Genomic DNA, 25,996 nt, shown 5'->3' with positions numbered 1-25,996 from the left:
AATTGTGCTGACGGGATAAGGTTATGCCGCGACTACGGATTTCCCCGGAGCTGAAAGCGCTCCTGGCCTACGGTATGGTTATTTTTTCTGTTCCGCTCAGCGTCAGCGCGGCGCCGGAGCAGATACCGCAAATCGGCGGCGTAATTATTCCCCAGGCGTTTAGCCAGGCCCTGCAGGACGGGATGAGCATCCCGCTCTTTATTCATCTGGAAGGCAGTACGGGAAACGGGGACGATCAGCGCCTCGGCAGCGCCTTTATCTGGCTGGATGGCGGCGTGCTGCGCGTGCGCCAGATCCGCCTGGAGGAGAGCGATAATAATGCCACCGTGAGCGCCCAAACCCGGCAGACGCTCACCGCCCTGGCGAACGAATCCTTCGACAGCGACCTGCGCATTAAGATCTCCGCCGACGCGCAGCTGCAGCTCAGCCTGCGCCAGCTTTTGCTCCAGCTGGTGGTGAAAAAAGAGGCCCTGGGCACCGTACTGCGATCGCGCAGCGAAGATATCGGCCAGTCCAGCGTTAACGCCCTCAGCAGCACCCTGAACTATAACCTCGGCGTCTATAACAATCAGATGCGCAACGCGGGGAACAGTACCTCCAGCTATCTGTCGATGAACAATGTTACCTCCCTGCGCGAGCATCATCTGGTGCTCGACGGCTCGCTCTACGGCGCCGGAACCAGCAATCAGGACAGCGAGATCTATAAGGCGATGTACGAGCGTGACTTCGCCGGTCACCGCTTTGCGGGCGGGATGCTCGATACGTGGAACCTGCAGTCCCTCGGGCCGATGACCGCTATTTCGGCAGGCAAAATTTACGGCGCCTCCTGGGGCAACCAGGCCAGCTCGACGGTCTTTGATAACTCCCAGTCGGCGACGCCGATTATCGCGTTCCTGCCTTCCGCCGGTGAGGTGCATCTGTCGCGCGACGGCCGCCTGCTGAGCGTGCAGAACTTCACGATGGGCAACCATGAGGTTGATACCCGCGGCCTGCCGTACGGGATTTACGACGTGAATGTTGAAGTTGTCGTCAACGGCCGGGTGGTCAGCAAGCGCACCCAGCGGGTGAACAAGCTGTTCACCCGGGGACGCGGCGCCGGCGCGCCTTTGGCCTGGCAGGTCTGGGGCGGAAGCTTCCATATGGACCGCTGGTCAGAGGGCGGCAAAAAGGCGCTCCCCGCCAAAGAGAGCTGGCTGGCCGGGGCTTCGGCGACGGGCTCGCTGGGCGCCTTCAGCTGGGCCGCCACCGGCTACGGCTACGATAACAACGCCGTCGGCGAGACCCGGCTAACCCTGCCGCTGACGCAATCTATCAACGTGAACCTGCAAAACATGCTGGCCAGCGACAGCTCGTGGAGCAGCATCGGCAGCGTCAGCGCCACGCTGCCCGGCGGCTTTAGCTCGGTCTGGGTCAACCAGGAAAAGACCATAATCGGCGACAGGCTGCGGCGCAGCGACGCCGATAACCGGGCGATTGGCGGGACGTTGAACCTCAGCCCGCTGTGGTCAAAGCTGGGCACTTTCAGCATCAGCTATAACGACGATCGCCGCTATAGCAGCCACTACTACACCGCGGACTACTATCAGACCCTCTACAGCAACGCCTACGGTTCGCTGGGCCTGCGCGCCGGGATCCAGCGCTTTAACAACGGCGACAGCAGCGCCAGCACCGGGAAATATATCGCGCTCGACTTTTCTCTGCCGCTCGGCAACTGGTTTAGCGCCGGGATGACCCACCAGAACGGCTACACCATGGCCAACCTGGCGGCGCGCAAGCAGTTTGAGGAAGGGAGCACCATTCGCACCGTCGGCGCCAATATCTCCCGGGCCATCTCCGGCGACACCGGGGATGACAAAACCCTGAGCGGCGGCGCCTATGCCCAGTTCGATACCCGTTACTCCAGCGGGACGCTGAACGTTAACAGCGGCACCGACGGCTACGTGAATACCAACCTGACCGCTAACGGCAGCGTGGGCTGGCAGGGTAAAAATATTGGCGCCAGCGGGCGTACCGACGGGAACGCCGGGGTGATTTTTAATACCGGTCTTGAAGATGACGGCAAGCTCAGCGCCAGGGTAAACGGCCGGGTATTCCAGCTCTCGGGCAAACGCAGCTATCTGCCGCTCTCGCCCTACAGCCGCTACGAAGTCGAGCTGCAGAACAGCAAGAACTCGATCGACAGCTACGACATCGTCAGCAGCCGCAAAAGCCGTCTCACCCTCTATCCGGGCAACGTGGCGGTGATCGAGCCGGAAGTGAAGCAGATGGTGACCGTCTCCGGGCGTATTCGCGCCGAAGACGGCACGCTGCTGGCCAATGCGCACATTAATAACCACATCGGGCGTACCCGCACCGATGACAAAGGCGAGTTTGTGATGGATGTAGATAAAAAATTCCCGACCATCGACTTCAGCTACGGCAACAACCAACGCTGCGAAGTGGAGCTTGAGATTAACAAAGCGCGTGGGGCGGTATGGGTCGGCGATGTGACCTGTAACGGCTTGAAAACCTACGCCAGCAACCTGCCGACGGGAGAGAATTATGAAGGCTAAATGGGGTGCGCTATTGGCGATTGTGCTCGCCATGGGCGCAATGACGCGGGCCTCTGCGGCGGTGAGCAAAACGAACTGGGCCGACGCGGCGGCGATGCAGTATGTGTTTGTGGAAAACAACTCTGACGATAACTACTTCGTTACCCCTGGCGGCGCGCTCGACCCGCGCCTGACCGGCGGCAGCCGCTGGACCGGGCTGAAGTATACCGGTACCGGCACTATCTATCAGCAGAGCCTGGGCTATATCGATAACGGCTACAACACGATACTGAACGCCAACTGGCAGTTCGACATGTGGCTGGAGAACTCGCCGGTATCCAACCCGCTGAGCGGCCTGCGCTGTATAAACTGGTACGTTGGCTGCGATATGGCAACCAGCCTGATTCAGGCACCGGCGCTGGATGCGAGCGGTTTCTACGGCGCGACGGTAACCTCAGGCGGGACTAAATGGATGCACGGGATGCTATCCGACGCCTTCTACCTGTATCTCCAGCAGATGCCGGTAGGCGGCAGCTTCTCGATGACCATCAACGGCTGTCAGACTTCCGTTAAGTACGATGCCAGCAGCGGGGCGCGCTGTAAGGATCAGGCTTCGGGGAGCTGGTATACCCGCAAGGTCACTCATACCAAGGGCGCCAACCTAAGGCTGCTCAATACCCACTCCCTTACCGAAGTGTTTATCAATACCGACGGGGTGCCGACCCTCGGCGAGGGGAGCTCCAACTGCCATGCCCAAACCATCGGCCCCCGCTCCGGCCTGAGCTGCAAAATGGTTAACTATGCGCTGGAAACCAACGGCCTGAGCAATACATCGATCCATGTTTTCCCCGCCATCAGCAATTCGTCTCTGGTCTCCGCGGTGGGCATCTATGATATGCAGTTCAGCCTCAACGGCAATACGTGGAAGCCGGTAAGCGGCATCTCCTACTACTACAATTTCAATGAGATGAAGTCCTCTGACTCCATTTACATCTTCTTTTCGAATAACTTCTTTAAGCAGATGGTTGCGCTGGGGATCAGCGATATTAATACCAAAGATTTGTTTAACTTCCGCTTCCAGAACATTACGTCGCCGGAGTCCGGCTGGTATGAGTTTTCCACCTCCAACTCGCTGATTATCAAGCCGCGTGATTTCAGCATCAGCATTATTTCCGATGAGTACACCAGCGCGCCGAGCCGCGAGGGCTACGTCGGCCAGGGCAAGCCCTCGCTGGATTTTGGCTATATCGTCACCACCAGCGGCAGGACCGCCGCCGATGAGGTGCTGATCAAAGTTAACGGCCCGGCGCAGACCATCGGCGGGCGTTCATACTGCATCTTCAGCTCCGCGGACAATACGACGAAAGTCCCTTTCCCGGCGACGCTGACCTTCACGACGCAAAGCGGCGGCAACAAAACCTACGATGCCGGCTGCGACGATAGCTGGCGCGACATGACCGACGCGCTGTGGATGAGCACGCCGTGGAACGACGCCTCCGGCGATCCGGGAGTGATGAATAAAACCACGGTCAGGTTCTCCATCCCGATGAATGACGCGATCTCGCTGAAAACGATCGACGATGAAGGCTGGTTCGGTGAGGTGAGCGCTTCAGGTGAAATTCGGGTCCAGGCGACGTGGCGAAATGTTAACTAATACGATACGCCTGATGGCGTGGCTGCTGGCCCTCTGCCTGCCGGCGGTCGGAGAGGCCATATCGGTCGGTAACCTGACCTTCTCGCTGGGGGCGGAGGAGAGCTTTGCCGCCAAGCGGGTGCTGAATAATAACAAGAGCGCGCGCCTGTATCAGGTCTCGGTGGTCGGCATCGACCGTCCGGGTGGGAAAGAGGTTCGCTCCCGCCCGGCGGACGGCGAGCTGCTCTTTGCGCCGCGCCAGCTGACCCTGCAGGCGGGGGAGGGGGAATATTTTAAGTTCTACTATCACGGGCCTCAGGACAACCGCGAGCGCTACTATCGGGTCTCGTTTCGTGAAATCCCCACCCGCAACCGCGTCGAGCGCAATACCGCCGGGGCGGCGGTGAGCATCGACCCGGTGGTGGTGGTGGAGACTATCCTGGCGGTGCGTCCGCGTCAGGTCGATTTTAAATGGGCCTTTGACCGCCAGGCGGGCACCGTCAGCAACAGCGGCAACACCTGGTTTAAGCTGCTGATTAAGCCCGGATGCGGGGCAACGGAAGAGGACGGCGACGCCTGGTACCTACGCCCAGGCGACGTGGTGCGCCAGGCCTCGCTGCGCCAGCCTGGCGACAAGTACATAATTTACAACGATCAATTTATCAAAATATCCAACGACTGCCCGTCGCCATCGGCGGGCGGTTAGCTCTCCGTCAGGGCCATCAGGCGCGACTGAACCTCAGGGCAGCCGGCCAGCACCAGGTTACCGCTGAGCAGGCCGTCGTTGGCCAGAAAGTCGCTGCTGCTCCCGCCCGCTTCGACGATCAGCAGGATACCCGCCAGCGCATCCCAGCTGTTCATATGCGCCTCATAGTAGGCGTGCACCTGGCCGGCGGCGACGTGGGCCAGCATCAGCGCCCCGGCGCCAAAGCGGCGGTACTCCATACCGGCGTCAATCACCCGCTCAAGCATGCGGGCGTAGTTTGCGGCAGGCGCCCGGCTGGAGCGCCCCATGCCAATCACCACCGTTTCCGGGTCCGGCTCGCGCAGCGTCAGGCGCTTATCGTTGAGAAATGCGCCTTCGCCGCGGCGGGCAAAGAAAAACTCGTTGCGATCCGGGGCGTAGATAATTCCCAGCTCCAGCGCGCCCTGGCTGACCCAGGCCAGAGAAATACACCAGTAATCCATGCCCAGAATATAGTTGGTGGTGCCGTCGATAGGATCAATGACCCAGGTTCCCTGCTTCCCGGCCCGCAGGCCGCTCTCTTCGCCGAGAAAACCGTCCTCCGGGCGATGGGCCTCCAGCCAGGCCTTGATCTCCTGCTCGACAAAAACGTCGGCCTGGGAAACAAAATCCTGGCGCGCTTTTTTATCCACCTGCAGTCCCGCATTGCGCAGCTCCTGCGCGCGCGTACCCAACTGGCGAATCAAACTGCATAGCGACTGCTGCTGTTCTTCGGTCATAGCCTGGCTCTTATGTGGTTGATGGCGACGTGCGCCGGTGAATTAAATCGACCTTCACCCACGTGGTGCGTGAAGGCTGGAGCGGATCGCTGGCCCTCTCCAGCAGGCGGGTGAGCGCCTGGCGGGAGATCTCCGCCACGTCCTGATGCAGAGTGGTGAGCCGGTAGCTGTACTGCGCCGTTTGCGGCGTGTTATCAAACCCGATGAGCTGAAAATCCGCCGGGGCCTCTTTGCCACGCTGGCGCATGCCGTCAAGAAAGCCGCAGGCCAGCTGCGCGTTGGCGCAAAAAATCCCCTCCAGCGCGTCGTCGGCGTCGGCGGCGGCCAGCAGCCCGCCCTCATAGCCTTCGAGGGTGGCAAACAGCGGCTGAAGATTGCGTCGCGTATCCACCCCAAGCTCGGTGAGCGCCTGATAAAACGCTTCCCCGCGCATTTGTCCGGCCCAGGTCGAGTGGCGATGGTTTAGCCAGCCAAAGCGGCGGCAGCCGGCGGTTACCAGCTGCTTCGCGGCCAGCGCCGCCCCGGCTGCATTGTCCGAGCAGACGTAATCGACGCCGGGAATATTGGGCTGGCGATTAATGCCGACGACCGGAATTTGCTGCTGGGCGAACTCGTAGACCAGCGATTCAGGCGGCTGGCCGGAGGTGACGATCGCCCCGGACACGCGAAACTGCGCGAAGCGGCGAAGGGTCTGGGCCAGATCCTGCTCGCTGCGGATCTCGCTGACCAGCGCCTGAAAATCGCGGCGCTGGATCTCGCTCAGCAGCCCGTCGAGCAGGCTGCTGCGAAACGGATCGTTGATGCGGGAAACGATCACCCCGATCAGGTGGCTGCGCCGGCGGTTAAGCCCCTGGGCGAGAAAGTTGACCTGATAGCCCAGCTCTTCTGCGGCACGCAGCACCCGCTCGCGGGCGGCGGGCGAGATGCTGCCGTTATTGCTCAGCGCGCGGGAAACGACCGCGCGCGAGACTCCGGCGCGGCGGGCAACGTCCTCGGCGGTAATGCTCTGTTTTCGGGGGAGTGCGCTCATGCCGGGCTTTCCTCGCCGCTGCGCGGTGGCTGATGAAGATCGTATTGTAAGCCGTCCTGGCTGACGAACAACCCGTCCCACGGCTGGCAGGCTACCCGCAGCGCCGGCAGGATCGCGTCGTAGCAGTGATAGAGCCCCATGGCGGGCAGCGCCAGCCTTTGAAACAGCGCCAGGCAGGCAGGGAAATCGCCGTGGGAGGCGTCGTCGCTCAGGACGGTGAGCGAGGCGCACTCCTGGAACGCCAGATCGGCCCCTGCCATCAGCGCGATCGACTGCGCCGTCGGCCGGCCGTCGCCGCTGTAGAACAGGCTTTTGCCGGCAAAGGTGATGCGGATCGCGCGGTTACTGAGCTCGTGCTGGGTTTCGGCGGTGCGGATCTGCCAGTCGTGCCAGGTCCACGCCGGGGTGACGTCGCGCCACTCAATCGCAAAGCACAGCGCGATGTCCGGCCAGTTTGCCAGCTGCGCCAGCTGCATCAGCACCGGACGCTGCAGCGGCTGGCTGTAGATAATCAGCGGCTTGTGGCGGGAAAAGCTTTTCCAGTAGTTGAGCAGCGCCGTCAGGCCGGTACAGTGATCCGGATGGACGTGGGTGAAGTAAATGGCATCGATATCGTTAATATCGCCCCCGCGCTGCCACAGGGCGCGCGGGATGGTGGGGCCGCAATCAATCAGCCACTGGCGATTGTTATTATCAATCACGCGCAGCGCAGAGGTATTTTGGCTCTCTGAGAAGGCGCTGCCGCAGCCGAGAACGTCTATTTTCATTTACCCTCGCTAAAAAATTTTCGCACTTAATTAAATTGTCACAAATACCCGACAAAGTAGGCTCACATCATGTCGAGTCAAGGTTGCATTTTTTTTACAGCCAAATGAACACGTGTTCATCCAGGCGCGAATAAATAAAAAATGCCTACAGAAAAGTTTTGGATACCGAATATGAGCTATCTGCACATTGCCAGCCTGAGAATTAGCTACGGCGATAAGGTTGTCCTGCATAATATCGACCTGGCGGTAGAGAAGGGGGAGATGATCGCCCTGCTGGGGCCTTCAGGCTGCGGGAAAACCACGCTGCTAAATGCGCTCTGCGGCTTTATCCCGGCGCAGAGCGGGGAGATCGTCGTCGCCGGCAGGGATATTACCCATAGCCCGCCGGAGCAGCGCAATATTACGATGGTTTTTCAAAGCTATGCGCTGTGGCCGCATCTGACGGTGGCCCGTAATATCGGCTACGGCCTGAAGCTGCGCCGGTGGCGGCGCGACGATATCGACCGCCGGGTGGCGGAGCTGCTGCAGGTAGTCAACCTCTCGGGGCTGGCGGAAATGAAGGTGACCGAGCTTTCCGGCGGCCAGCGTCAGCGGGTTGCCCTGGCGCGCGCCCTGGCGATTGAACCGGACGTGCTGGTGCTGGATGAACCGCTCTCCAATCTCGATGCCAAAGTCCGCCTTAACGTCCGCCATGAAATAAAAGCGCTGCAAAAGAAGCTCGGCTTTACCTCATTAATCGTCACTCATGACCAGCAGGAAGCGCTGGTGATGGCTGACCGTATCGCCGTATTAAATAACGGCAGGATTGAGCAGCTAGGGACGCCAGAAGAGATATATCAGCGTCCGGCCACGCCTTTTGTCGCCGATTTTATGGGGGCCGATAATAAAATAAATAGCCGCGATATCCACACCCTCGACGGTATTCACTGGCGCAGCCCACAGGCATATTCCGCTACCGATTCTGGCGAGCAGGTTATTTATTTCCGCAGCACCGATGCGGCGCTCCTTTCAGTCGCGGATAGCGCGCCGCAGGAGGGGCTGACCCTCGACGGCATCGTCGAACAAAGCGCCTTCCTCGGCCATTTATATCGCCACAGCGTGCGCTGCCGCGACCGCCTGCTGCTGGCGGATTCTACCCGCTGCTGGCCCGCCAGCTCCCCGGTCAGGCTGCACGTGCCGACGCCGGCGCTGCATATTTTTCCTTCATCTCATGCAAGTTGACATCATCGTGTTCATTCTGGGGATAAACCATGTTTACTAAAACAAACGTTGCGCTAGCGACCGCCGTACTCCTGAGCTACGGCGCGCAGGCCGATACCATCCTGAACGTCGCGACGGCGGGCGATCAGAATATGGTGGATTACGTAAAAACCTGGCTGGGGCCAAAGTTTGAGGCCGCGCATCCGGGCGTTAAGGTGCAGGTTATCGGTACCGGGCCGGGGGACGCGGGCTCGAACAAAATTATCGAAAAGCTGACGGCGCAGAAGGCGAGCGGCGCCAGCAGCTGGGACATTGACGTCGCCGTAGTGCATCAAAAAGCCGGCGGCGAGCTGGTGGAGAAGGGGCTGTTAGAGAAGTACCGTCAGCAGATTAAGACCGGCAGCCTGGTCAGCGCCGACAACGCTAAAAATGCCCTCGGGGTTAACGTCGATGGCTACGTGATGCCGATGTTTTTAAGCCAGACCGCCATTGCCTGGAACAGCGAGACGATCAAAACCCCGCCGGCCTCCTACGATGAGCTGGTGGCCTGGGCGCAGAAAAACCCGCAGGCCTTCGGCTATAACGGGATTAAAAACGGCATGTCCGGGGTCAGCTTCGTGGTGGGCTGGATGTACGCCTACGGCACTGACGCCCAGCGCCTCTCCTCCCTGCCGTACGATAAAGGCGTGGAGAAAAACTGGGGCCAGGCCTATGAAAAACTGAAGGCTTTTAATAAAAACGTCACCTTTACGCCGGGCAACGCCGGGACGCTCGATATGCTGACCCGCGGGGAGATCGCGATGGGGCCGGTGTGGGTGGACATGTTCTACAGCTGGAAAGATCAGGGCAAACTGCCGCCGTCGATCAAGCTCTCCCTGCTGGCGCCGGGCATGCCGGGTCAGCCGATGTATTACGTGACCCCGGCGAAGGCGGCGAATCCGCAGCTGGCGCGCGAGTTTATCGAGCTGGCGACCAGCCCGGAGGTGCAGGCGCAGGGGATCGTGAAGCAGTTTAACTGGTATCCCGGCATCGATGCGCAGCACGTTAAGTCGCAGCTGGACGCGGGGACGTGGCAAAAGCTGTTTGCTGAGATCTCGCCGCAGGCGCTGGCGGAATACGGCAAAAGCTTCCCGATTAGCGCCTATTTTGACGATATTAAAGAAGGCTACGAAAGCCAGGTCGCCAACTAATCTTCGTCGATGCCCGGGGTGGCTGCGAGTCGACCCGGGCGTTTCTCCTTGCTGATATCAGGTTTGCTATGCGTATTTCGCTGAAATATCTGCTGCTGGTTGCTCCCGCTGCGCTGACCATCGCCGTGCTGTTTTTATATCCGCTGGGCTTCTCGCTGATTGCCGCCTTCACCGACGATGCGCAGCGGCTGACCCTGGCCCACTTTCGCAAAGTCTATGCGCTCTACTCCACCGATATTCTGTTTACGCTGATCGTCGTGCTGAGCTCCGTGGCGCTGCTGGCGGTGATTTCCATCACCCTTTCCGCGGTGATTACCCTGTCGTCCTGCCGGCCGATCGTGCAGATGCTGGCATTTTTATATCGGCTGCCGCTGTTTATACCCTTTATCGTTGCGGCGCAAATGATGCGCACCTTTCTGGCCAAAAACGGCTTAATGAACAATGCGCTGGTTGCCAGCGATCTGCTCACGCCGATGGAGACTCTCTCCTGGCTGGGCTGGAAGGGCATTATTATCACCTTCGTCTGGAAGCAGCTGGCGTTCGCCACGCTGCTTATCTGCGGCGCAATGGCGGCGCTTGAGCGGTCGCAAATTCTGGCGGCGCGCAACCTGGGCGCCTCTCGTCCGCGGATCCTGTTCGATATTATTCTGCCGCAGGTGCTGCCCGCCATCGGCGTGGCGCTGGTGCTCTCGACCGTCACCATGATGTCGGTGCTGTCGGTGCCGCTGATGATAGGCGTCGGTACGCCGACGATGATCACCGTTGATATGGCGTTTCGCGTGAACTCCTACGGGGATTACGCCGTGGCTAACGCCCTCGGCGTCGTGTCGCTGCTTATCTGCGGCGCGCTGTCGTGGTTTTATCTGCGCCACAGCCTGCGGCAAAAAGGGGGAGAATAATGAAGGAGGTTACGATGACGTCACCCGCGACGCTGCTGGCGAAAGGGCGGAGAAAGCTGAACGCCAGCCTGCCGCTTCAGACGCTGCTGCTGGTTCTGATGCTGCTGGCGATGTTTGGCCCGCTGCTGAATCTGCTTATCTGGACGGTGGCCGAAAGCTGGTTCTTTCCCCACAGCCTGCCCAGCCAGTGGGGGCTGAAATACTGGTATCAGGTGTTCAGCCCCTATAGCGATGTTTCGGGCTCTCTGCTGACCAGCGTGCTGATTGCCGTGCTGTCGGTGCTGGTGTGCCTGCTGGTTTCGATCCCCGCCGGCTATGCGTTATCGCGGCGAGGGATGCCGCTGCGGGTGGGCTTTATGCTGCTGTTTCTTATTCCGCAGGCGTTCCCTAACCTGACGGTATATATGAATATTGCCCGGCTTTTCTATCAGTGGGGGCTCAACGGCACCGTGGTCGGCGTGGTGCTGGTGCACAGCGTGCACGGGCTGATGTATTCGGTATGGATCTGCGTGGCGGCGTTCTCGGCGGTCGATCCGCTGCTGGCAAGAGCGTCGCGCAATCTGGGGGCCGGGGCGGTGTATACGTTTTGGCATATCGTTTTGCCCCAGGCATCGCCGGGGATTATTGCCGCCAGTATTTTTGTCTTTCTGGAGTCGCTGGACGAGTTCACCGGCACCTTTTTTGTCGGCGCGCCGGATATCACCACGCTGCCGCTGCTGCTATACAACGCCAGCATGTCGGGAAACTATCAGGTGTCGTCTATTACCGCGCTGATTTTATTACTGCCGTCGCTGCTATTTATGCTGGTTATTCATAAATTTATGCGCCCGGAAATGCTGGCGAAAATGGGCAAATAGCGCTCAGGCTACCCGCCAGTAAAAACGCTTCCCGGTGGGAAGCGTTTTTATTATCAGGTCATCATCATCGGCCACTCTGGCGGCGTCTGGCTCATCACTTCAACCATGACGTCTTTAATGTTGCCCCAGATTTTGGCAACGTCGATCAGCGTGATGCCGAGCAGGCCGGTGGCAAACCAGCAGGCGGCGACCAGCCCCAGGCAGCTGCAGATGACCGCTAAGCCGGCATAGTCGCTTTTACGTAGCTGAATATTCATCGAGCTGGCTAAAAACATCAGCACTGCGCTCACCAGCGGCCAGCGCAGGAGTATGACACTGGTAGTAATGGAAGCCATTAACCTGATCCTCAAAGAAAGTCGGGGGCCTTTGACAACCTGGCGAGACTAACGATGACGTGACGCTCTGGCTATCGACGGGCAAACAAACGTATAATGAAACAATGTTTCCGTTTCATTAGGATGTGTGAACTATATCACATTTGTTCTTTTATTCACCAGCCAAAAATTGCGTTTTTTATGTACTTATAAACCATTTAAATATTGTGGCTAATGACGCGGTGCGCCATAACCATACCCGCTATGATGCTGAAGCTAATGCATTAATACGATGGATTGTTTTTTTGCCAGGCTTATATCTACGGGTTTTATTACCTGTTCGCGGTAATCATACGGATAAACCGAATCAGAAAGCGGTGCCGCTCTCATTATGTCGAGAATGTTTCTCGATTGTTCTATAAGTTAGTATTATTCATCATTATCAGCTGTGGGGTTTTTACCCTCAATAGCCGAATGCTAAATGACCGGGCGTTGTATAGGCGCAGGCATCTGCCATTGTGGACTTTTACCGTGATTAAGGCGTATCGCATGGATAAAAAGCGGAAATGAGTCGTAGCGCGCCGCATAAGGCGTTGAGAATATTAGGTATTACCCTGGTTATCCTGCTGCCAGTGGTGCTGGCATCGTGGCTTGCCCAACACCGGGCCAGGGTGGAAACTGACGACCAGCTCCGCGCGTTTTCTCAACTGGCGCTGCAGAAAACCGAAATGGTGATTCATGAGGTCGAGCAGGCGCGTAAAAAGGCCATGCAATATCAAGGGATAATATGTTCGCCGCAGCACCAGCGATATATGCTGGATATTGTTCGCAGCCTGCTTTACGTCGAAGATTTAATCTATGCGGAAGGCGCTGATTTCTTTTGCTCAACCGTCGTTCATCCCGATACGGTCTGGCATGTTGAGACGGCTAATTATATAAAAAAGCCGGATGTTGCCATCTATTACTATCGCGATACGCCGTTCTATCCCGGTTTTGCCATGACCTATATGCAGCGCGGTCACTATGTCGCGGTTATTAATCCGCTTTCCTATAGTGCGTTAATATCCAGCGATAGAGATTTAGCCTACGGCCTGTTCGATACCAAAACGAATCAGTTCTTCTCCGTCAGCAAAAATACCAACGCCGCGGCGTTACGTCCGCTGATCCGCAGTGAAGACACCTTTTTCCAGCAGGATCGCCGGGTATACACCGTTGCCCATTCGGCGAACCGCCCTATCGCGGTGATCATGTCCACCTCGCGCGTTGGCTATTATCAAAATCTATATGACCAGAGCATGCTTACTCTGCCGCTGGGCCTGATTGGTAGCGGGCTGATGTTAATGCTGTGGCTACGAACCCGGCGGCAGTATCACTCCCCGCGCAGCAGGCTGCAGCGCGCGCTGAGCCGTCGCCAGCTGTGCCTGCACTATCAGCCGATCGTCGATATTAAAAATAACCGCTGCGTCGGGGCCGAAGCGCTGCTGCGCTGGCCCGGGTGCGATGGCCCGGTGATGAGCCCGGCGGAGTTCATTCCGCTGGCGGAGAACGAAGGGCTGATTGCGCAGGTGACGGACTACGTCGTGGATGAGGTGTTTGCCGATCTGGGCGAATTCCTCGCCAGCCATCCGCAGCTGTACGTCGCGATTAACCTCTCGGCCACCGACTTCCACTCCGCGCGGCTGATTAGCCAAATTAGTGAAAAGGCGCAAAGCCACGCGGTATGCATCAACCAGATTAAAATCGAAGTGACCGAGCGCGGGTTTATTGACGTGCAGAAAACGACGCCGGTGATTCAGGCCTTTCGCGAGGCGGGATATGAAGTCGCCATCGATGATTTCGGCACCGGCTACTCCAACCTGCATAACCTCTCTTCGCTCAACGTCGACATTCTCAAGATCGATAAATCCTTTATCGATACGCTGACGACCCACGGCACCAGCCACACGATCGCCGAGCATATTATTGAGATGGCGCGCAGCCTGCATCTGAAAACCGTGGCCGAGGGCGTCGAAACGCTGGACCAGGTGAAGTGGCTACAGAAGCGCGGCGTCCGCTACTGCCAGGGCTGGCATTTTGCCAGGGCGATGCCGGTGCAGGAGTTTAAGCAGTGGCTGGTGAAGGCGCCAGCGCTGCTTAACGCCTGCGCGCAAACCCGTCAGGCGGAAATCTGATGGCGATAGTCGCTGGGCGTGCGGTCATACTCCCGGCGGAACACCCGTGAAAACGTCTGCTGCGAGACGTAGCCCAGATCCATCGCGATATCGAAAATCGGGCGCTGGGTGGTTCTGAGGGCTTCAGCGGCCAGTAACAGCCGACGTTGGCGAATGTAATCACCCAGCGTCTGATGCGTAACGGCGCGGAACATCCGCTGGAGATACCACTTCGAGTACCCCGATTTTTTGGCGACTACATCAATGTTAAGTGGTTGATCGATATGTTCATCAATCCATTCAATAAGCGTTTGGATAATATCCTGATGGGACATAAAGCGGCCTCTCTCTCAATTCTCGATTCGTCGTTTTGTCTGCGGGCGAGTATAATTCCTCAAGTTAACTTGAGGTAAAGAGCTTTATGGAAAAGAAATCACCCCGTATCAAAATGCTGTTGACCCCCGGCGAAGTGGCAAAACGTACCGGCGTTGCCGTCTCGGCGCTCCATTTCTATGAAAGCAAAGGGCTGATTCACAGCCAGCGCAATCCGGGCAATCAGCGGCGCTACCGTCGTGACGTGCTGCGCGCGGTGGCGATTATCAAGATTGCGCAGCGCATCGGCATTCCGCTGGCGACTATCGGCGACGCCTTTGGCGTGCTGCCAGAAGGCCACAACCTAAGCGCCAAAGAGTGGAAGCAGCTATCGTCGGTGTGGCGGGAAGAGCTGGACCGGCGCATTCATACGCTCACCGCGCTGCGCGATCAGCTGGATGGCTGCATCGGCTGCGGCTGCCTGTCACGACGGGACTGCCCGCTGCGTAACCCGGGAGACAAGCTGGGTGAAGAGGGGACCGGCGCGCGGCTGCTGGAGGATGATTAAAAAACTAAAGCGCCACAACAGGGCGCTTTAGTTGTTTTCCGGTCTTTGTCTTTCGCTCTATCCCGCTGGTTCACAGGAGGGTTTCCCCCGACATCGGCTCCCCTCAGTATTGCGCAACAAGTTGATGGAGGTTCCGGATTGCGCCGACACCTTAATTGTGGCACATCCCCTTAAATCCACCCGCTTATTTTGGCGAATTTTTCCCGTCATTCACCGCCAGTTCCTATAGTTAATTTGAACAAACGACGGGAGAGACCCATGCTGACGGTACATCACCTTAATCAATCGCGATCGCAGCGCGTGCTCTGGGCGCTGGAAGAGCTGCAGCTGCCCTATCAGATTGTCTGCTATCCGCGGCAGAAAAATATGCTGGCACCGCCGGAGTTAAAAAAAATTCACCCGCTGGGCAAATCTCCGGTCGTGGAGGATAACGGCTACGTGCTGGCGGAGTCCGGGGCGATCCTCGAATATCTGCAGGAAACCTACGATAGCACGCAGCAGCTGCGGCCGCAGGCGATGGCGGACAGGCTGCAGTACCGCTTTTGGCTGCACTATGCCGAAGGCTCGCTGATGCCCCTGATGCTGATGAAGCTGGTCTTTTCCAGCCTCGGCAAGGCTCCGGTGCCGTTCGGCATGCGCACGCTGGGCGGCGCGCTGGGGAAGGGGATGCAGAAGGCCTGGCTGGACCGGCAGATTGCGACCCACGCCGGCTTTATCGAAGATCACCTCTCCCGATGGCCGTGGTTTGCGGGCGAAAACCTGAGCATGGCCGATATCCAGATGAGCTTTCCGCTGCTGGCGCTGCAGTCGCGCGGCGGAATTGACGGGCTTGCGCACATCGCCCGCTGGACGCAGCGTATCGAGCAGCGTCCGGCCTGGCAGCGCGCCATTGAGCGCGGCGGCCCCTTTACGCTACCGGGTGCCTGAGGCATCACCTTTTACGATGGCCGAGGCGAATTGCTATCAGCGCAATACAAAAATGTTAGTAGATTGCGCATGGACGATAACGTTTGCGCATCGGCTGGTTATTTCCTGAACGTCATAAGCGAAATTTAGCGAAATACGACAAACTTCAGTTGAAAAGGGCCATCTAAAGGCTGGATAATCGTTTGCCTTATTATTTTGCTCGCTATTTATCCTGCTAACAGGGGGTGAGTAAAGTAATTTTGACCACCGTATTGTATGCGCGGAGTTAAACGTTTGCTTTTTTTGCAGCCCCCCTGGCGCTGCGATATATAGCACAAGGAGATCGCGTTGAACTGGCAGTGGATGGTCCACCACGCATACCGACGAATGATAAAAATTCTCAGGGGAAGTTTTCTATGTCTACGCCTTCAGCGCGTACCGGCGGTTCATTAGACGCCTGGTTTAAAATTTCGGCTCGCGGCAGCTCCGTGCGTCAGGAAGTTCTTGCAGGTTTAACCACTTTTCTCGCCATGGTGTACTCGGTAATCGTGGTACCGGGCATGCTGGGTAAAGCCGGGTTCCCACCGGCAGCGGTGTTTGTCTCCACCTGCCTGGTGGCGGGCGTGGGCTCTCTGGTGATGGGGCTGTGGGCCAACCTGCCGCTGGCAATCGGTTGTGCTATCTCGCTGACCGCCTTTACCGCCTTCAGCCTGGTGCTGGGACAGCAGATCAGCATCCCGGTTGCGCTGGGCGCCGTGTTCCTGATGGGCGTGCTGTTTACCATTATCTCCGCGACCGGCATTCGTAGCTGGATCTTACGCAACCTGCCGCAGGGCGTTGCGCACGGCACCGGTATCGGTATCGGCCTGTTCCTGCTGCTGATCGCTGCCAACGGCGTGGGCCTGGTCATTAAGAACCCGCTGGATGGTCTGCCGGTGGCGCTGGGTAATTTCGACAGCTTCCCGGTGATTATGTCGCTGGTGGGGCTGGCGGTGATTATCGGCCTCGAAAAGCTGAAGGTACCGGGCGGCATCCTGCTGACCATTATCGGCGTGTCGATCGTGGGCCTGATTTTCGACCCTAACGTTCACTTCTCCGGTATTTTTGCCATGCCGTCGCTGAGCGACGATAAAGGCAATTCGCTGATCGGCAGCCTGGATATTATCGGCGCGCTGAACCCGGTTGTTCTGCCGAGCGTGCTGGCGCTGGTGATGACGGCGGTATTTGATGCCACCGGCACCATCCGCGCGGTCGCGGGGCAGGCGAACCTGCTGGACAAAGACGGGCAGATTATCAACGGCGGTAAAGCGCTGACCACCGACTCCCTGAGCAGCGTCTTCTCCGGCCTGGTCGGTGCGGCGCCGGCGGCGGTGTATATCGAATCGGCTGCGGGTACCGCTGCCGGCGGTAAAACGGGCCTGACCGCGGTGACGGTTGGCGTGCTGTTCCTGCTGATCCTGTTCCTCTCTCCGCTCTCCTATCTGGTGCCCGCCTACGCCACCGCTCCGGCGCTGATGTATGTCGGCCTGCTGATGCTGAGCAACGTGGCGAAGATTGATTTCAACGATTTTGTCGATGCGATGGCGGGGCTGATTACCGCGGTCTTTATCGTGCTGACCTGCAACATCGTTACCGGCATCATGATCGGCTTCGCGTCGCTGGTTATCGGACGCCTGGTCTCCGGGGAGTGGCGCAAGCTGAACCTCGGCACCGTGATCATTGCCGCAGCGCTGGTTATCTTCTACGCCGGCGGCTGGGCAATTTAAGCGATTTATGCTGACAGCGGGCGGCTCAGGCCGCCCGTTTAATTTTTAAGCCACATCCTGTTTCCTTTTGCGTTAATCTGGGTAGCGTATCATTTCGAGACATGACGCCTCAGATGTAAAAAAAGAAAACGCAGCAAACAGGGAACACATGGAAATATTCTTTACCATACTCATCATGACCCTCGTGGTCTCTCTCTCCGGGGTGGTTACACGCGTACTGCCCTTTCAGGTTCCACTACCTTTAATCCAAATCGCCATCGGCGCGCTGTTAGCCTGGCCTACCTTCGGGCTGCACGTCGAATTCGACCCCGAGCTCTTCCTGGTCCTCTTTATTCCGCCGCTGCTTTTTGCCGATGGCTGGAAGACGCCGACCCGCGAGTTCATTGAGCACGGGCGAGAGATTTTTGGCCTCGCGCTGGCGCTGGTGCTGGTGACGGTGGTGGGCATCGGCTACCTCATCTACTGGATAGTCCCGGGCATTCCGCTGATCCCGGCCTTTGCGCTGGCGGCGGTTCTGTCGCCAACCGATGCGGTGGCGCTCTCCGGGATTGTCGGCGAAGGGCGGATCCCGAAAAAAATTATGGGGATACTGCAGGGCGAAGCGTTGATGAACGACGCCTCCGGCCTGGTCTCGCTGAAGTTTGCCGTCGCGGTGGCGATGGGCACGATGGTCTTTACCGTTGGCGGTGCGACCGTCGAGTTCTTCAAGGTGGCGATAGGCGGCATCCTCGCCGGTTTTGTCGTCAGCTGGCTCTACGGGCGCTCGATGCGCTTCCTCAGCCGCTGGGGCGGCGATGAGCCGGCAACGCAGATTGTGCTGCTGTTCCTGCTGCCGTTTGCTTCCTACCTGATCGCTGAACATATTGGTTTTTCCGGGATTCTGGCCGCGGTCGCGGCGGGGATGACCATCACCCGTTCGGGAGTGATGCGCACCGCGCCGCTGGCGATGCGCCTGCGCGCCAACAGCACCTGGGCGATGCTGGAGTTCGTGTTTAACGGCATGGTGTTCCTGCTGTTAGGCCTGCAGCTGCCGGATATTCTGTCGAGCTCGCTGGTGGCGGCGGAGGCGGATCCCAACGTCGAAACCTGGATGCTGTTTACCGATATAATCCTGATTTACGCCGCCCTGATGCTGGTTCGTTTTGGCTGGCTGTGGACGATGCGCAAGCTCAGTCAGCGCTTCCTGAAGAAGAAGCCGATGGAGTTTGGCTCCTGGACCACCCGCGAGCTGCTGATCTCCTCGGTGGCCGGGGTGCGCGGGGCGATTACCCTCGCCGGCGTGCTGTCGATACCGCTGCTGCTGCCGAGCGGCGACGTTTTCCCTGCGCGCTATGAGCTGGTGTTCCTTGCCGCCGGGGTCATCCTGTTCTCGCTGTTTGTTGGCGTGATTGCGCTACCGATCCTGCTGCGCCACATCGAGTCGACCGACCATGTCCAGCAGCGTAAAGAGGAGCGCCTGGCGCGCGCCGCAACCGCGGACGTGGCGATCGTGGCGATTCAAAAAATGGAGGAGCGGCTGGCGGCGGATACCAAAGAGAATATCGATAACCAGCTGCTGACGGAGGTCAGCTCGCGGGTGATCGGTAACCTGCGCCGGCGGGTTGACGGGCGCAACGACGTGGAAACCTCCATCCTCGAAGAGCAGCTTGAGCGCCGCTTCCGCCTGGCGGCGCTGCGTTCAGAGCGCGGTGAGCTATACCACCTGCGCGCCACCCGCCAGATCAGCAACGAGACGCTGCAGAAGCTGCTGCACGACCTCGACCTGCTGGAAGCGCTGCTCATCGAAGATCAATAGCCGCCGCCGCTCCCCGCCGGGGAGCCGTGCGGCTGAGCTATCGACAGGGCTCGCCCGGACCGGTGCAACGCGCCGCCTCCGGGCGCTTACTCATTGAGCCAGAAGCTTTTACTGCACTCCAGCCACGCCTGGGCGCTATGCGACAGATAGACGCCCTCCCGCCAAATCATCCCCAGCTCCCAGCGCAGCTCGCTCTGCAGCGGGATCGTGCAAAAATGCCGGGCGTCGAGGCGCTCGCAAATCGGCTGCGGCAGGATAGCCACGCCAATGCCCGCCTGAACCATCGCGGCGAGGAAGTCCCACTGTCCGCTGCGCACCGCGATGCGGGGCTTGACGTCATGGTCGGTAAACAGCTGCATCAGCTGCTGGCTGAGGGCGAAATCTTCGTTATAGATAACCAGCGGATGGGCGGCGAGCGCCTGCGGCGACAGCGAGCTAACCGCCTCCCACTGCGCTGTTCTCGGCGCCAGCACGCACAGCGGATGATTGAACAGCGGCAGCGTCGCCAGGCCGCTCTCCTCATCGACCGGCAGCGCCGTCATGGCCAGATCCAGCTCGCCGTCGCTGACCGCCTGCTGCACGGTCAGGCCGCCGAACTCGGCAATTTTCAGCTCCACGCCCGGATAGCGCTGACGAAACAGACCGATCGGCTCGGCCATCAGCATCCCGACCATCGGCGGGATCCCCAGCCGCAGAATGCCCTTATGCAGGTGGTTAATATCGCTAAGCTCGGATTCCAGCTGGCGGAATTCGCCCAAAATCGCCTGCCCGCGCTCGAAAACCACCCGGCCGGTATCGGTCAGCAGCAGCCGGCGGCCGTCGCGAATTAGCAGCGTACAGTTGAGCTCATCTTCGAGGTTTTTTAGCATCTTGCTGATGGTGGGCTGCGTGACGAACAGTTTCTCCGCCGCGCGGGTGAAGCTCTGCTGACGGACGACTTCGACAAAATAACGCAGCGTGCGGATATCCATAATTATTCCCTGAGACTATACCTGTGATGATTTTAATTCATTTCTGTCCAACCTGGCGGCTCACTATACTGCTCGCTTGGCTTCTTTTTCAGGAATATCGCTCATGGCCTTCGCGCCAGCTCGCGTTACCCCCTTCGTTATGCAACGCCTTCAGGTACCGGTTCAGGTACTGGTTTATGCCGGACTCTTTGTCTGCGCTCAATATCTGGTTAACTGGCTGCACCTGCCGCTCCCGGCAAATCTGGTCGGCATGCTGATGCTGCTGGCGCTTATCGTCTGTCGGATTATCCCGCTGAAGTGGGTGCGCGCCGGCGCCCGCTGGCTGCTGGCAGAAATGCTGCTGTTCTTCGTGCCGGCGGTGGTGGCGGTGGTCAACTACACCCAGCTGCTGATGGTGGATGGCTGGCGTATTCTGCTGGTGATCGCGCTGAGCACGACGCTGGTGCTGGGCGCCACGGCGTGGGTGGTGGATAAAGTTTATCGCTATGAAATCAGTAGGATGAAGCATGAGTGATCTCCATCTGAGCATTCTGTGCCTGATCGTGACGCTGGTGCTCTATTTTGCCAATAAACGCCTCTATCGCCGCTTTCACAAGCTGCCGCTGATGCCGCTGGTTTTTACCCCGATCCTGCTGGTGCTGATTCTGGTCTTTGGCCATATTTCATATCAAAGCTATATGGGCGAAGCCCACTGGCTGCTGTGGCTGCTGGGGCCGGCGACCATCGCTTTCGCCGTGCCGGTGTATGACAACCTGGCGATTATTAAACGCCACTGGATGTCGCTGAGCGCCGGGGTGGTGACGGCCTCAATCGTGGCGGTCTGCAGCTCGGTCTGGCTGGCGCGCCTGTTCACCCTTTCTGATGAGATTCAGCGCAGCCTGGCGGTGCGTTCGGTCACCACGCCTTTTGCGCTGGCCGCGGCCCGGCCTCTCGGCGGTCAGCCGGATCTGGTCGCGCTGTTCGTGGTGGTCACCGGGGTCTTTGGCATGGCGATCGGCGATGTGCTGTTTTTGCGCCTGTCGATTCGTGAAGGGATGGCGAAAGGGGCGGGCTTTGGCGCCGCCTCGCACGGTGCCGGGACCGCGCGCTCCTACGAGCTCGGGCCGCAGGAGGGCGTTGTCGCCAGCCTGGTGATGATGCTGTCTGGAGTGGTGATGGTGCTGGCGGCGCCGCTGGTGCGCCTGCTGATGTTCTGATGAACCCCGGCCGAACGGCCGGGGTTAAGCGGCTTAATGCGCCTGGCCGCGTTCGATACCGATACCGGTCTGTGAACGGATAAACTGGGCGCGGAACCGCTCGCGTTCGCGCTGCCCTTCCGCCGAGTTATCGGTGGCGGAGAAGAACCAGATACCGATAAAGGCAACGGCAATCGAGAACAGTGCCGGATACTCGTACGGGAAGACCGCCTTCGCATGGCCGAGGATCTGTACCCAAATTGTCGGGCCGAGGATCATCAGGATGACGGCGGTCAGCAGCCCCAGCCAGCCGCCAATCATCGCCCCGCGGGTGGTCAACTTCGACCAGTACATCGACAGCAGAATGATAGGGAAGTTACAGCTGGCGGCAATCGAGAACGCCAGTCCGACCATAAAGGCAATGTTCTGATTTTCGAACAGGATCCCCAGCAGAATGGCGACCACGCCGAGGATCAGCACGGTGATTTTCGATACCCGCAGCTCGTCGCGCTCGCTGGCGCCCTTACGGAAGACGTTGGCGTACAGGTCGTGGGAGACCGCCGAGGCCCCGGCCAGGGTGAGGCCTGCAACCACCGCAAGAATGGTGGCGAAGGCCACGGCCGAAATAAAGCCGAGGAACAGATTACCGCCCACTGCGTCAGCGAGGTGCACCGCCGCCATGTTGTTACCGCCTATAAGCGCGCCCGCAGCGTCTTTAAACGCCGGATTGGCGCCCACCAGCATGATCGCGCCGAAGCCGATAATAAAGGTCAGGATGTAGAAGTAGCCCATAAAACCGGTGGCGTAGAATACGCTTTTACGCGCTTCGCGCGCATCGCTCACGGTGAAGAAGCGCATCAGAATATGCGGCAGACCGGCGGTACCGAACATCAGCCCCAGCCCCAGCGACAGCGCCGATATCGGGTCTTTCACCAGTCCGCCAGGGCTCATGATCGCCACCCCTTTTGGATGGACCGCCATCGCTTCGCTGAACAGGTTATTGAAGCTGAAGCCGACGTGCTTCATGACCATAAAGGCCATAAAGCTGGCGCCGCACAGCAGCAGAACCGCCTTAATGATCTGTACCCAGGTGGTTGCCAGCATGCCGCCAAACAGCACGTACAGCACCATCAGCACGCCGACCAGCACCACCGCAACGTGGTAGTTAAGGCCGAACAGCAGCTGGATAAGCTTGCCCGCGCCGACCATCTGCGCAATCAGGTACAGCGCCACCACCACCAGCGAACCGCAGGCGGAGAGGGTACGGATTGGCCCCTGCTTCAGGCGATAGGAGGCGACGTCGGCAAAGGTATAGCGTCCGAGGTTGCGCAGGCGTTCGGCAATCAGGAACAGAATAATCGGCCAGCCGACCAGGAAGCCGAGGGAGTAAATCAGCCCATCGTAGCCGGAGGTATAAACCAGCGCGGAAATCCCGAGGAAGGAGGCGGCGGACATAAAGTCGCCGGCAATTGCCAGCCCGTTCTGGAAGCCGGTGATATTCCCCCCGGCGGTATAGTAATCGCTGCGCGAGCGTACCCGTTTTGACGCCCAGTAAGTGATATAGAGCGTGAGGGCGACGAAGATCAGGAACATGATAATCGCCTGCCAGTTTGTCGGCTGGCGCTGGACCGCGCCGGCGATCGTATCGGCCGCGTTTGCGGCAGCCGGGAGCGTGGCGGCAAGCGCCGTCAGAACTTTCTTCATGATGCCTGCACCTCTTTGAGAATGCTTTTCGTCAGACGATCGAATTCGCCGTTGGCCCGCCACACGTAAACGCCGGTGAGCAGGAAGGAGATAACGATGACGCCGATGCCGATGGGGATGCCGCGGGTGACGCTGGTTCCCGCGTGCAGCGGCGTACCCAGCCAGCCGGGGGCAAAGGCGATAAGCAAAATGAAGCCGACATAGATAACCAGCATGATCAGTGACAAAATGGCGGCAAACCTTTGCCGGGTTGCAACTAACTCCCTGAAATTCGCACTATTTTCTATCCGCTGACAAATTTGATCATTCATCTTAGCGTCTCCAGAGGTATTCCTTTCGTCATCCACGCGCGAGACGTCGGCAGCACGCGTCCGCCCGACGGTTAACCGTCGGGAATCTGCCTGCTTACCGCTTTCCTGCTGCCTGGAATCCTTAGGAAGGTTTTATGTTTATCTCCTCTCCCCGATGGGGGAGAGGGTGTAGGGATTCAGTACGTATTTACGACGGCATTGCGATGGACTGCTTCTCTTCGAGCAGTTTTTCCACCACGCCAGGATCGGCGAGCGTTGAGGTATCGCCGAGGTTGCTGGTGTCACCGGCGGCAATCTTGCGCAGGATGCGGCGCATGATTTTACCGGAGCGGGTTTTCGGTAACGAATCGGTCCAGTGCAGCACGTCCGGGGTGGCCAGCGGGCCTATCTCTTTACGCACCCAGTTGCGCACTTCCGCGTACAGCTCCGGCGTCGGCTCTTCACCGTGATTCAGCGTCACGTAGGCGTAAATGGCCTGACCTTTGATGTTATGCGGGATGCCGACCACCGCCGCTTCGGCGATTTTCGGGTGTGAGACCAGCGCCGATTCAATTTCGGCGGTGCCCAGACGGTGGCCGGAAACGTTCAGCACGTCGTCCACGCGGCCGGTTATCCAGTAGTAGCCATCCTCGTCACGACGCGCGCCGTCGCCGCTGAAGTACATGTTTTTAAAGGTGGAGAAGTAGGTTTGCTCGAAGCGCTCGTGGTCGCCGAACAGGGTACGCGCCTGGCCAGGCCAGGAGTCGGCGATGGCCAGGTTGCCCTCGGTGGCCCCTTCCAGCGGCGTGCCTTCGTTATCGACGATGACCGGCTGAACGCCGAAGAACGGACGGGTGGCGGAGCCGGCCTTCAGTTCAATCGCGCCCGGCAGCGGGGTGATCATAAAGCCGCCGGTTTCGGTCTGCCACCAGGTGTCCATCACCGGGCATTTCTCGTTGCCGATTTTCTTCCAGTACCACTCCCAGGCTTCCGGGTTGATCGGCTCGCCGACGGACCCCAGAATGCGCAGGGAAGAGCGGTCGGTGCCTTCGATAGCCTTATCGCCCTCGGCCATCAGCGCGCGAATCGCCGTTGGTGCGGTATACAGGATGCTGACCTGGTGCTTATCCACCACCTGGCACATGCGCGCCGGAGTCGGCCAGTTTGGTACCCCTTCGAACATCAGCGTCGTCGCGCCGCAGGCCAGCGGGCCGTACAGCAGGTAGCTGTGGCCGGTTACCCAGCCCACGTCGGCGGTGCACCAGTAGATATCGCCAGGATGATAGTCGAATACGTATTTGAAGGTTGTTGCCGCATACACCAGGTAGCCCCCGGTGGTGTGCAGGACGCCTTTCGGCTTGCCGGTTGAGCCTGAGGTATAGAGGATAAACAGCGGGTCTTCGGCGTTCATCTCTTCCGGCTGGTGCTGGTCGCTGGCGTTTTCCAGCAGATCGCTCCACCACAGGTCGCGACCCTCGTGCCATTCCGTTTTGCCCCCGGTGCGCTTGAGGACGACCACGTTTTCAATGGTGGTCACGTTAGGATTTTTCAGCGCGTCATCGACGTTTTTCTTCAGCGGAATGGCGCGACCGGCACGCAGGCCCTCGTCGGCGGTGATCACCAGCCGCGAGCTGGAGTCGATGATGCGTCCGGCAACCGCTTCCGGCGAGAAGCCGCCGAAAATAACCGAGTGGATGGCGCCAATGCGCGCGCAGGCCAGCATAGCGACCGCCGCTTCGGGCACCATCGGCATATAGATAGCCACGACGTCGCCTTTTTTAATCCCGAGGCCGAGCAGGGCGTTGGCAAAGCGGCATACGTCGCGATGCAGCTCGCGATAGGTAATTTTCTTGCTCTGGCTGGCGTCGTCGCCTTCCCAGATGATGGCCGTCTGGTCGCCGCGCTCCGCGAGATGGCGATCGAGACAGTTGGCCGCCAGGTTTAGCGTTCCGTCCTCATACCATTTGATAGAGACGTTGCCTGGGGCAAACGAGGTGTTCTTCACGCGCGTATAGGGCCGCATCCAGTCGAGAATTTTTCCCTGCTCGCCCCAGTACGCGTCGGGGTCGGTCACGGATTGTTGATACTGCGCCTTGTACTGTTCCGGGTTAATCAGGCAGCTGTCCGCAATATTTGCGGGAATAGAGTGTTTATGTATTTGGCTCATGGCTTTTTTTCTCCTGTAGGTTGTTAAATATATGTCAAATAAACGTTAATAGTAGGGGCTTTGCGCGCTTTGTTTGCTATTTGGGGGACAGATCACGCATTAATTCAACTGAATGAAAATCAATCAAATGAAACTTTTAAGTGCAATAGTTCCGGCAATGAATTTATAGAAATGGAAGTTATTAAAATTTTTTTATAACAAATACTTATGCAAGATAAGTGGGGGGAATGAGCGACTTTATGCATAAAACCAGAGTAAAGGCCTGTTCTTAAAGGCTTGCGTAGCATGCCGTGCAAATGATACTCAT

At 58.8% G+C, this 25,996-nt stretch carries 23 protein-coding genes; 14 read left to right on the top strand and 9 right to left on the bottom strand.

Annotation, left to right across the window (positions count from 1 at the left end):
• Positions 1-23 precede the first annotated feature (23 nt).
• From HCK03_RS24570 to HCK03_RS24560, 3 genes are read left to right on the top strand one after another with little or no spacing between them, the layout of a single operon-like run.
• On the top strand, positions 24-2,552 hold the full coding sequence (locus HCK03_RS24570; RefSeq protein ID WP_167692316.1) for a CS1-pili formation C-terminal domain-containing protein: 2,529 nt from the start codon (positions 24-26) through the stop codon (positions 2,550-2,552).
• A 31-nt stretch (positions 2,553-2,583) separates the two neighbouring features.
• Entirely contained in the window at positions 2,584-4,185 is a 1,602-nt protein-coding gene (ecpD, locus tag HCK03_RS24565) for a fimbrial adhesin EcpD (protein WP_228283803.1), read from the top strand.
• Positions 4,175-4,870, top strand: a complete 696-nt coding sequence (locus tag HCK03_RS24560; RefSeq protein ID WP_167692312.1) for a fimbria/pilus periplasmic chaperone — start codon at positions 4,175-4,177, stop codon at positions 4,868-4,870. The genes ecpD and HCK03_RS24560 overlap by 11 nt, the downstream gene beginning before the upstream one ends.
• On the opposite strand, the gene HCK03_RS24555 is transcribed toward HCK03_RS24560, so the two are convergent.
• From HCK03_RS24555 to HCK03_RS24545, 3 genes are read right to left on the bottom strand one after another with little or no spacing between them, the layout of a single operon-like run.
• Positions 4,867-5,628 (bottom strand): inositol monophosphatase family protein, encoded by a 762-nt coding sequence (locus HCK03_RS24555; protein WP_143717719.1) that lies wholly within the window; start codon positions 5,626-5,628, stop codon positions 4,867-4,869. The two genes, HCK03_RS24560 and HCK03_RS24555, sit on opposite strands and share 4 nt — an antisense overlap.
• Positions 5,629-5,638: 10 nt before the next feature.
• Positions 5,639-6,658 (bottom strand): LacI family DNA-binding transcriptional regulator, encoded by a 1,020-nt coding sequence (locus HCK03_RS24550; RefSeq protein WP_115193772.1) that lies wholly within the window; start codon positions 6,656-6,658, stop codon positions 5,639-5,641.
• On the bottom strand, positions 6,655-7,425 hold the full coding sequence (locus tag HCK03_RS24545; protein ID WP_167692310.1) for an MBL fold metallo-hydrolase: 771 nt from the start codon (positions 7,423-7,425) through the stop codon (positions 6,655-6,657). The genes HCK03_RS24550 and HCK03_RS24545 overlap by 4 nt, the downstream gene beginning before the upstream one ends.
• Before the next feature lie 171 nt (positions 7,426-7,596).
• Here HCK03_RS24545 and HCK03_RS24540 point away from each other — a divergent pair, with 171 nt between their 5' ends.
• From HCK03_RS24540 to HCK03_RS24525, 4 genes are all read left to right on the top strand, one after another.
• Positions 7,597-8,646 (top strand): ABC transporter ATP-binding protein, encoded by a 1,050-nt coding sequence (locus HCK03_RS24540; protein WP_167692308.1) that lies wholly within the window; start codon positions 7,597-7,599, stop codon positions 8,644-8,646.
• Positions 8,647-8,675: 29 nt separating this feature from the next.
• Positions 8,676-9,815 carry an ABC transporter substrate-binding protein gene (locus HCK03_RS24535; RefSeq protein ID WP_041143625.1) on the top strand — a complete coding sequence of 380 codons (1,140 nt, stop codon included), beginning with the start codon at positions 8,676-8,678 and terminating at the stop codon, positions 9,813-9,815.
• A 68-nt stretch (positions 9,816-9,883) separates the two neighbouring features.
• Positions 9,884-10,714, top strand: coding sequence for an ABC transporter permease (locus HCK03_RS24530; protein WP_041143626.1), 831 nt, complete (start codon positions 9,884-9,886; stop codon positions 10,712-10,714).
• A gap of 14 nt (positions 10,715-10,728) precedes the next feature.
• Entirely contained in the window at positions 10,729-11,571 is an 843-nt protein-coding gene (locus HCK03_RS24525) for an ABC transporter permease (RefSeq protein WP_123552968.1), read from the top strand.
• A 53-nt stretch (positions 11,572-11,624) separates the two neighbouring features.
• On the opposite strand, the gene HCK03_RS24520 is transcribed toward HCK03_RS24525, so the two are convergent.
• Positions 11,625-11,906 (bottom strand): YjcB family protein, encoded by a 282-nt coding sequence (locus tag HCK03_RS24520; RefSeq protein WP_041143628.1) that lies wholly within the window; start codon positions 11,904-11,906, stop codon positions 11,625-11,627.
• A gap of 545 nt (positions 11,907-12,451) precedes the next feature.
• Between HCK03_RS24520 and HCK03_RS24515 the strand changes: the two genes are divergently transcribed.
• The gene (locus HCK03_RS24515) at positions 12,452-14,056 is read left to right on the top strand and encodes an EAL domain-containing protein (RefSeq protein WP_143967831.1); all 1,605 of its coding nucleotides are present in this window, start codon (positions 12,452-12,454) and stop codon (positions 14,054-14,056) included.
• Here the strand turns inward: HCK03_RS24515 and soxS are convergent.
• Positions 14,041-14,370, bottom strand: a complete 330-nt coding sequence (soxS, locus tag HCK03_RS24510) for a superoxide response transcriptional regulator SoxS (protein ID WP_041143630.1) — start codon at positions 14,368-14,370, stop codon at positions 14,041-14,043. The genes HCK03_RS24515 and soxS overlap by 16 nt on opposite strands.
• An 86-nt stretch (positions 14,371-14,456) precedes the next feature.
• On the opposite strand from soxS, the gene soxR reads away from it, so the two are divergent.
• The 4 genes from soxR to HCK03_RS24490 all read left to right on the top strand — a co-directional run bounded on the left by soxR (position 14,457) and on the right by HCK03_RS24490 (position 19,382).
• Positions 14,457-14,915 (top strand): redox-sensitive transcriptional activator SoxR, encoded by a 459-nt coding sequence (soxR, locus tag HCK03_RS24505; RefSeq protein ID WP_041143631.1) that lies wholly within the window; start codon positions 14,457-14,459, stop codon positions 14,913-14,915.
• Between the two features lie 258 nt (positions 14,916-15,173).
• The gene (locus HCK03_RS24500; RefSeq protein WP_041143632.1) at positions 15,174-15,842 is read left to right on the top strand and encodes a glutathione S-transferase family protein; all 669 of its coding nucleotides are present in this window, start codon (positions 15,174-15,176) and stop codon (positions 15,840-15,842) included.
• Positions 15,843-16,237: 395 nt separating this feature from the next.
• Positions 16,238-17,587, top strand: coding sequence for an NCS2 family permease (locus tag HCK03_RS24495; RefSeq protein ID WP_041143633.1), 1,350 nt, complete (start codon positions 16,238-16,240; stop codon positions 17,585-17,587).
• A 148-nt stretch (positions 17,588-17,735) separates the two neighbouring features.
• Positions 17,736-19,382, top strand: a complete 1,647-nt coding sequence (locus HCK03_RS24490; protein ID WP_041143634.1) for a Na+/H+ antiporter — start codon at positions 17,736-17,738, stop codon at positions 19,380-19,382.
• Positions 19,383-19,468: 86 nt separating this feature from the next.
• On the opposite strand, the gene HCK03_RS24485 is transcribed toward HCK03_RS24490, so the two are convergent.
• Entirely contained in the window at positions 19,469-20,353 is an 885-nt protein-coding gene (locus HCK03_RS24485; protein WP_041143635.1) for a LysR family transcriptional regulator, read from the bottom strand.
• Between the two features lie 103 nt (positions 20,354-20,456).
• On the opposite strand from HCK03_RS24485, the gene HCK03_RS24480 reads away from it, so the two are divergent.
• Together HCK03_RS24480 and HCK03_RS24475 are read left to right on the top strand one after the other, a co-directional pair.
• Positions 20,457-20,867: a CidA/LrgA family protein gene (locus HCK03_RS24480; protein WP_041143636.1), complete on the top strand. Its 411-nt coding sequence runs from the start codon at positions 20,457-20,459 to the stop codon at positions 20,865-20,867.
• Positions 20,860-21,549, top strand: coding sequence for an LrgB family protein (locus HCK03_RS24475; RefSeq protein ID WP_041143637.1), 690 nt, complete (start codon positions 20,860-20,862; stop codon positions 21,547-21,549). Before HCK03_RS24480 ends, HCK03_RS24475 begins: the two co-directional genes overlap by 8 nt.
• 33 nt (positions 21,550-21,582) lie before the next feature.
• Here HCK03_RS24475 and actP read toward each other — a convergent pair whose 3' ends face one another.
• The 3 genes from actP to acs form a co-directional block, all read right to left on the bottom strand.
• The gene (actP, locus tag HCK03_RS24470; RefSeq protein ID WP_135185323.1) at positions 21,583-23,232 is read right to left on the bottom strand and encodes a cation/acetate symporter ActP; all 1,650 of its coding nucleotides are present in this window, start codon (positions 23,230-23,232) and stop codon (positions 21,583-21,585) included.
• Positions 23,229-23,543 (bottom strand): DUF485 domain-containing protein, encoded by a 315-nt coding sequence (locus HCK03_RS24465; protein ID WP_041143639.1) that lies wholly within the window; start codon positions 23,541-23,543, stop codon positions 23,229-23,231. Before HCK03_RS24465 ends, actP begins: the two co-directional genes overlap by 4 nt.
• A 187-nt stretch (positions 23,544-23,730) precedes the next feature.
• On the bottom strand, positions 23,731-25,689 hold the full coding sequence (gene acs, locus HCK03_RS24460) for an acetate--CoA ligase (protein WP_041143640.1): 1,959 nt from the start codon (positions 25,687-25,689) through the stop codon (positions 23,731-23,733).
• Positions 25,690-25,996: the final 307 nt, after the last annotated feature.

The organism is Klebsiella terrigena, assembly GCF_012029655.1.
GTDB lineage: Bacteria > Pseudomonadota > Gammaproteobacteria > Enterobacterales > Enterobacteriaceae > Klebsiella > Klebsiella terrigena.
The sequence above is the reverse complement of the archived record's forward strand: the minus strand, read 5'-3'. Positions and strand labels throughout refer to the sequence as shown.

Coding starts and splice junctions, on each gene's coding strand:
- HCK03_RS24525 (WP_123552968.1), top strand. CDS start 10,729: ATGACGTCACCCGCGACGCTGCTGGCGAAAGGGCGGAGAAAGCTGAAC.
- HCK03_RS24570 (WP_167692316.1), top strand. CDS start 24: ATGCCGCGACTACGGATTTCCCCGGAGCTGAAAGCGCTCCTGGCCTAC.
- HCK03_RS24520 (WP_041143628.1), bottom strand. CDS start 11,906: ATGGCTTCCATTACTACCAGTGTCATACTCCTGCGCTGGCCGCTGGTG.
- HCK03_RS24540 (WP_167692308.1), top strand. CDS start 7,597: ATGAGCTATCTGCACATTGCCAGCCTGAGAATTAGCTACGGCGATAAG.
- ecpD (WP_228283803.1), top strand. CDS start 2,584: ATGGGCGCAATGACGCGGGCCTCTGCGGCGGTGAGCAAAACGAACTGG.
- HCK03_RS24500 (WP_041143632.1), top strand. CDS start 15,174: ATGCTGACGGTACATCACCTTAATCAATCGCGATCGCAGCGCGTGCTC.
- HCK03_RS24560 (WP_167692312.1), top strand. CDS start 4,175: ATGTTAACTAATACGATACGCCTGATGGCGTGGCTGCTGGCCCTCTGC.
- HCK03_RS24535 (WP_041143625.1), top strand. CDS start 8,676: ATGTTTACTAAAACAAACGTTGCGCTAGCGACCGCCGTACTCCTGAGC.
- HCK03_RS24485 (WP_041143635.1), bottom strand. CDS start 20,353: ATGGATATCCGCACGCTGCGTTATTTTGTCGAAGTCGTCCGTCAGCAG.
- HCK03_RS24555 (WP_143717719.1), bottom strand. CDS start 5,628: ATGACCGAAGAACAGCAGCAGTCGCTATGCAGTTTGATTCGCCAGTTG.
- HCK03_RS24465 (WP_041143639.1), bottom strand. CDS start 23,543: ATGAATGATCAAATTTGTCAGCGGATAGAAAATAGTGCGAATTTCAGG.
- HCK03_RS24550 (WP_115193772.1), bottom strand. CDS start 6,658: ATGAGCGCACTCCCCCGAAAACAGAGCATTACCGCCGAGGACGTTGCC.
- HCK03_RS24530 (WP_041143626.1), top strand. CDS start 9,884: ATGCGTATTTCGCTGAAATATCTGCTGCTGGTTGCTCCCGCTGCGCTG.
- HCK03_RS24545 (WP_167692310.1), bottom strand. CDS start 7,425: ATGAAAATAGACGTTCTCGGCTGCGGCAGCGCCTTCTCAGAGAGCCAA.
- HCK03_RS24475 (WP_041143637.1), top strand. CDS start 20,860: ATGAGTGATCTCCATCTGAGCATTCTGTGCCTGATCGTGACGCTGGTG.
- acs (WP_041143640.1), bottom strand. CDS start 25,689: ATGAGCCAAATACATAAACACTCTATTCCCGCAAATATTGCGGACAGC.
- HCK03_RS24515 (WP_143967831.1), top strand. CDS start 12,452: ATGAGTCGTAGCGCGCCGCATAAGGCGTTGAGAATATTAGGTATTACC.
- soxS (WP_041143630.1), bottom strand. CDS start 14,370: ATGTCCCATCAGGATATTATCCAAACGCTTATTGAATGGATTGATGAA.
- actP (WP_135185323.1), bottom strand. CDS start 23,232: ATGAAGAAAGTTCTGACGGCGCTTGCCGCCACGCTCCCGGCTGCCGCA.
- HCK03_RS24495 (WP_041143633.1), top strand. CDS start 16,238: ATGTCTACGCCTTCAGCGCGTACCGGCGGTTCATTAGACGCCTGGTTT.
- HCK03_RS24490 (WP_041143634.1), top strand. CDS start 17,736: ATGGAAATATTCTTTACCATACTCATCATGACCCTCGTGGTCTCTCTC.
- HCK03_RS24480 (WP_041143636.1), top strand. CDS start 20,457: ATGGCCTTCGCGCCAGCTCGCGTTACCCCCTTCGTTATGCAACGCCTT.
- soxR (WP_041143631.1), top strand. CDS start 14,457: ATGGAAAAGAAATCACCCCGTATCAAAATGCTGTTGACCCCCGGCGAA.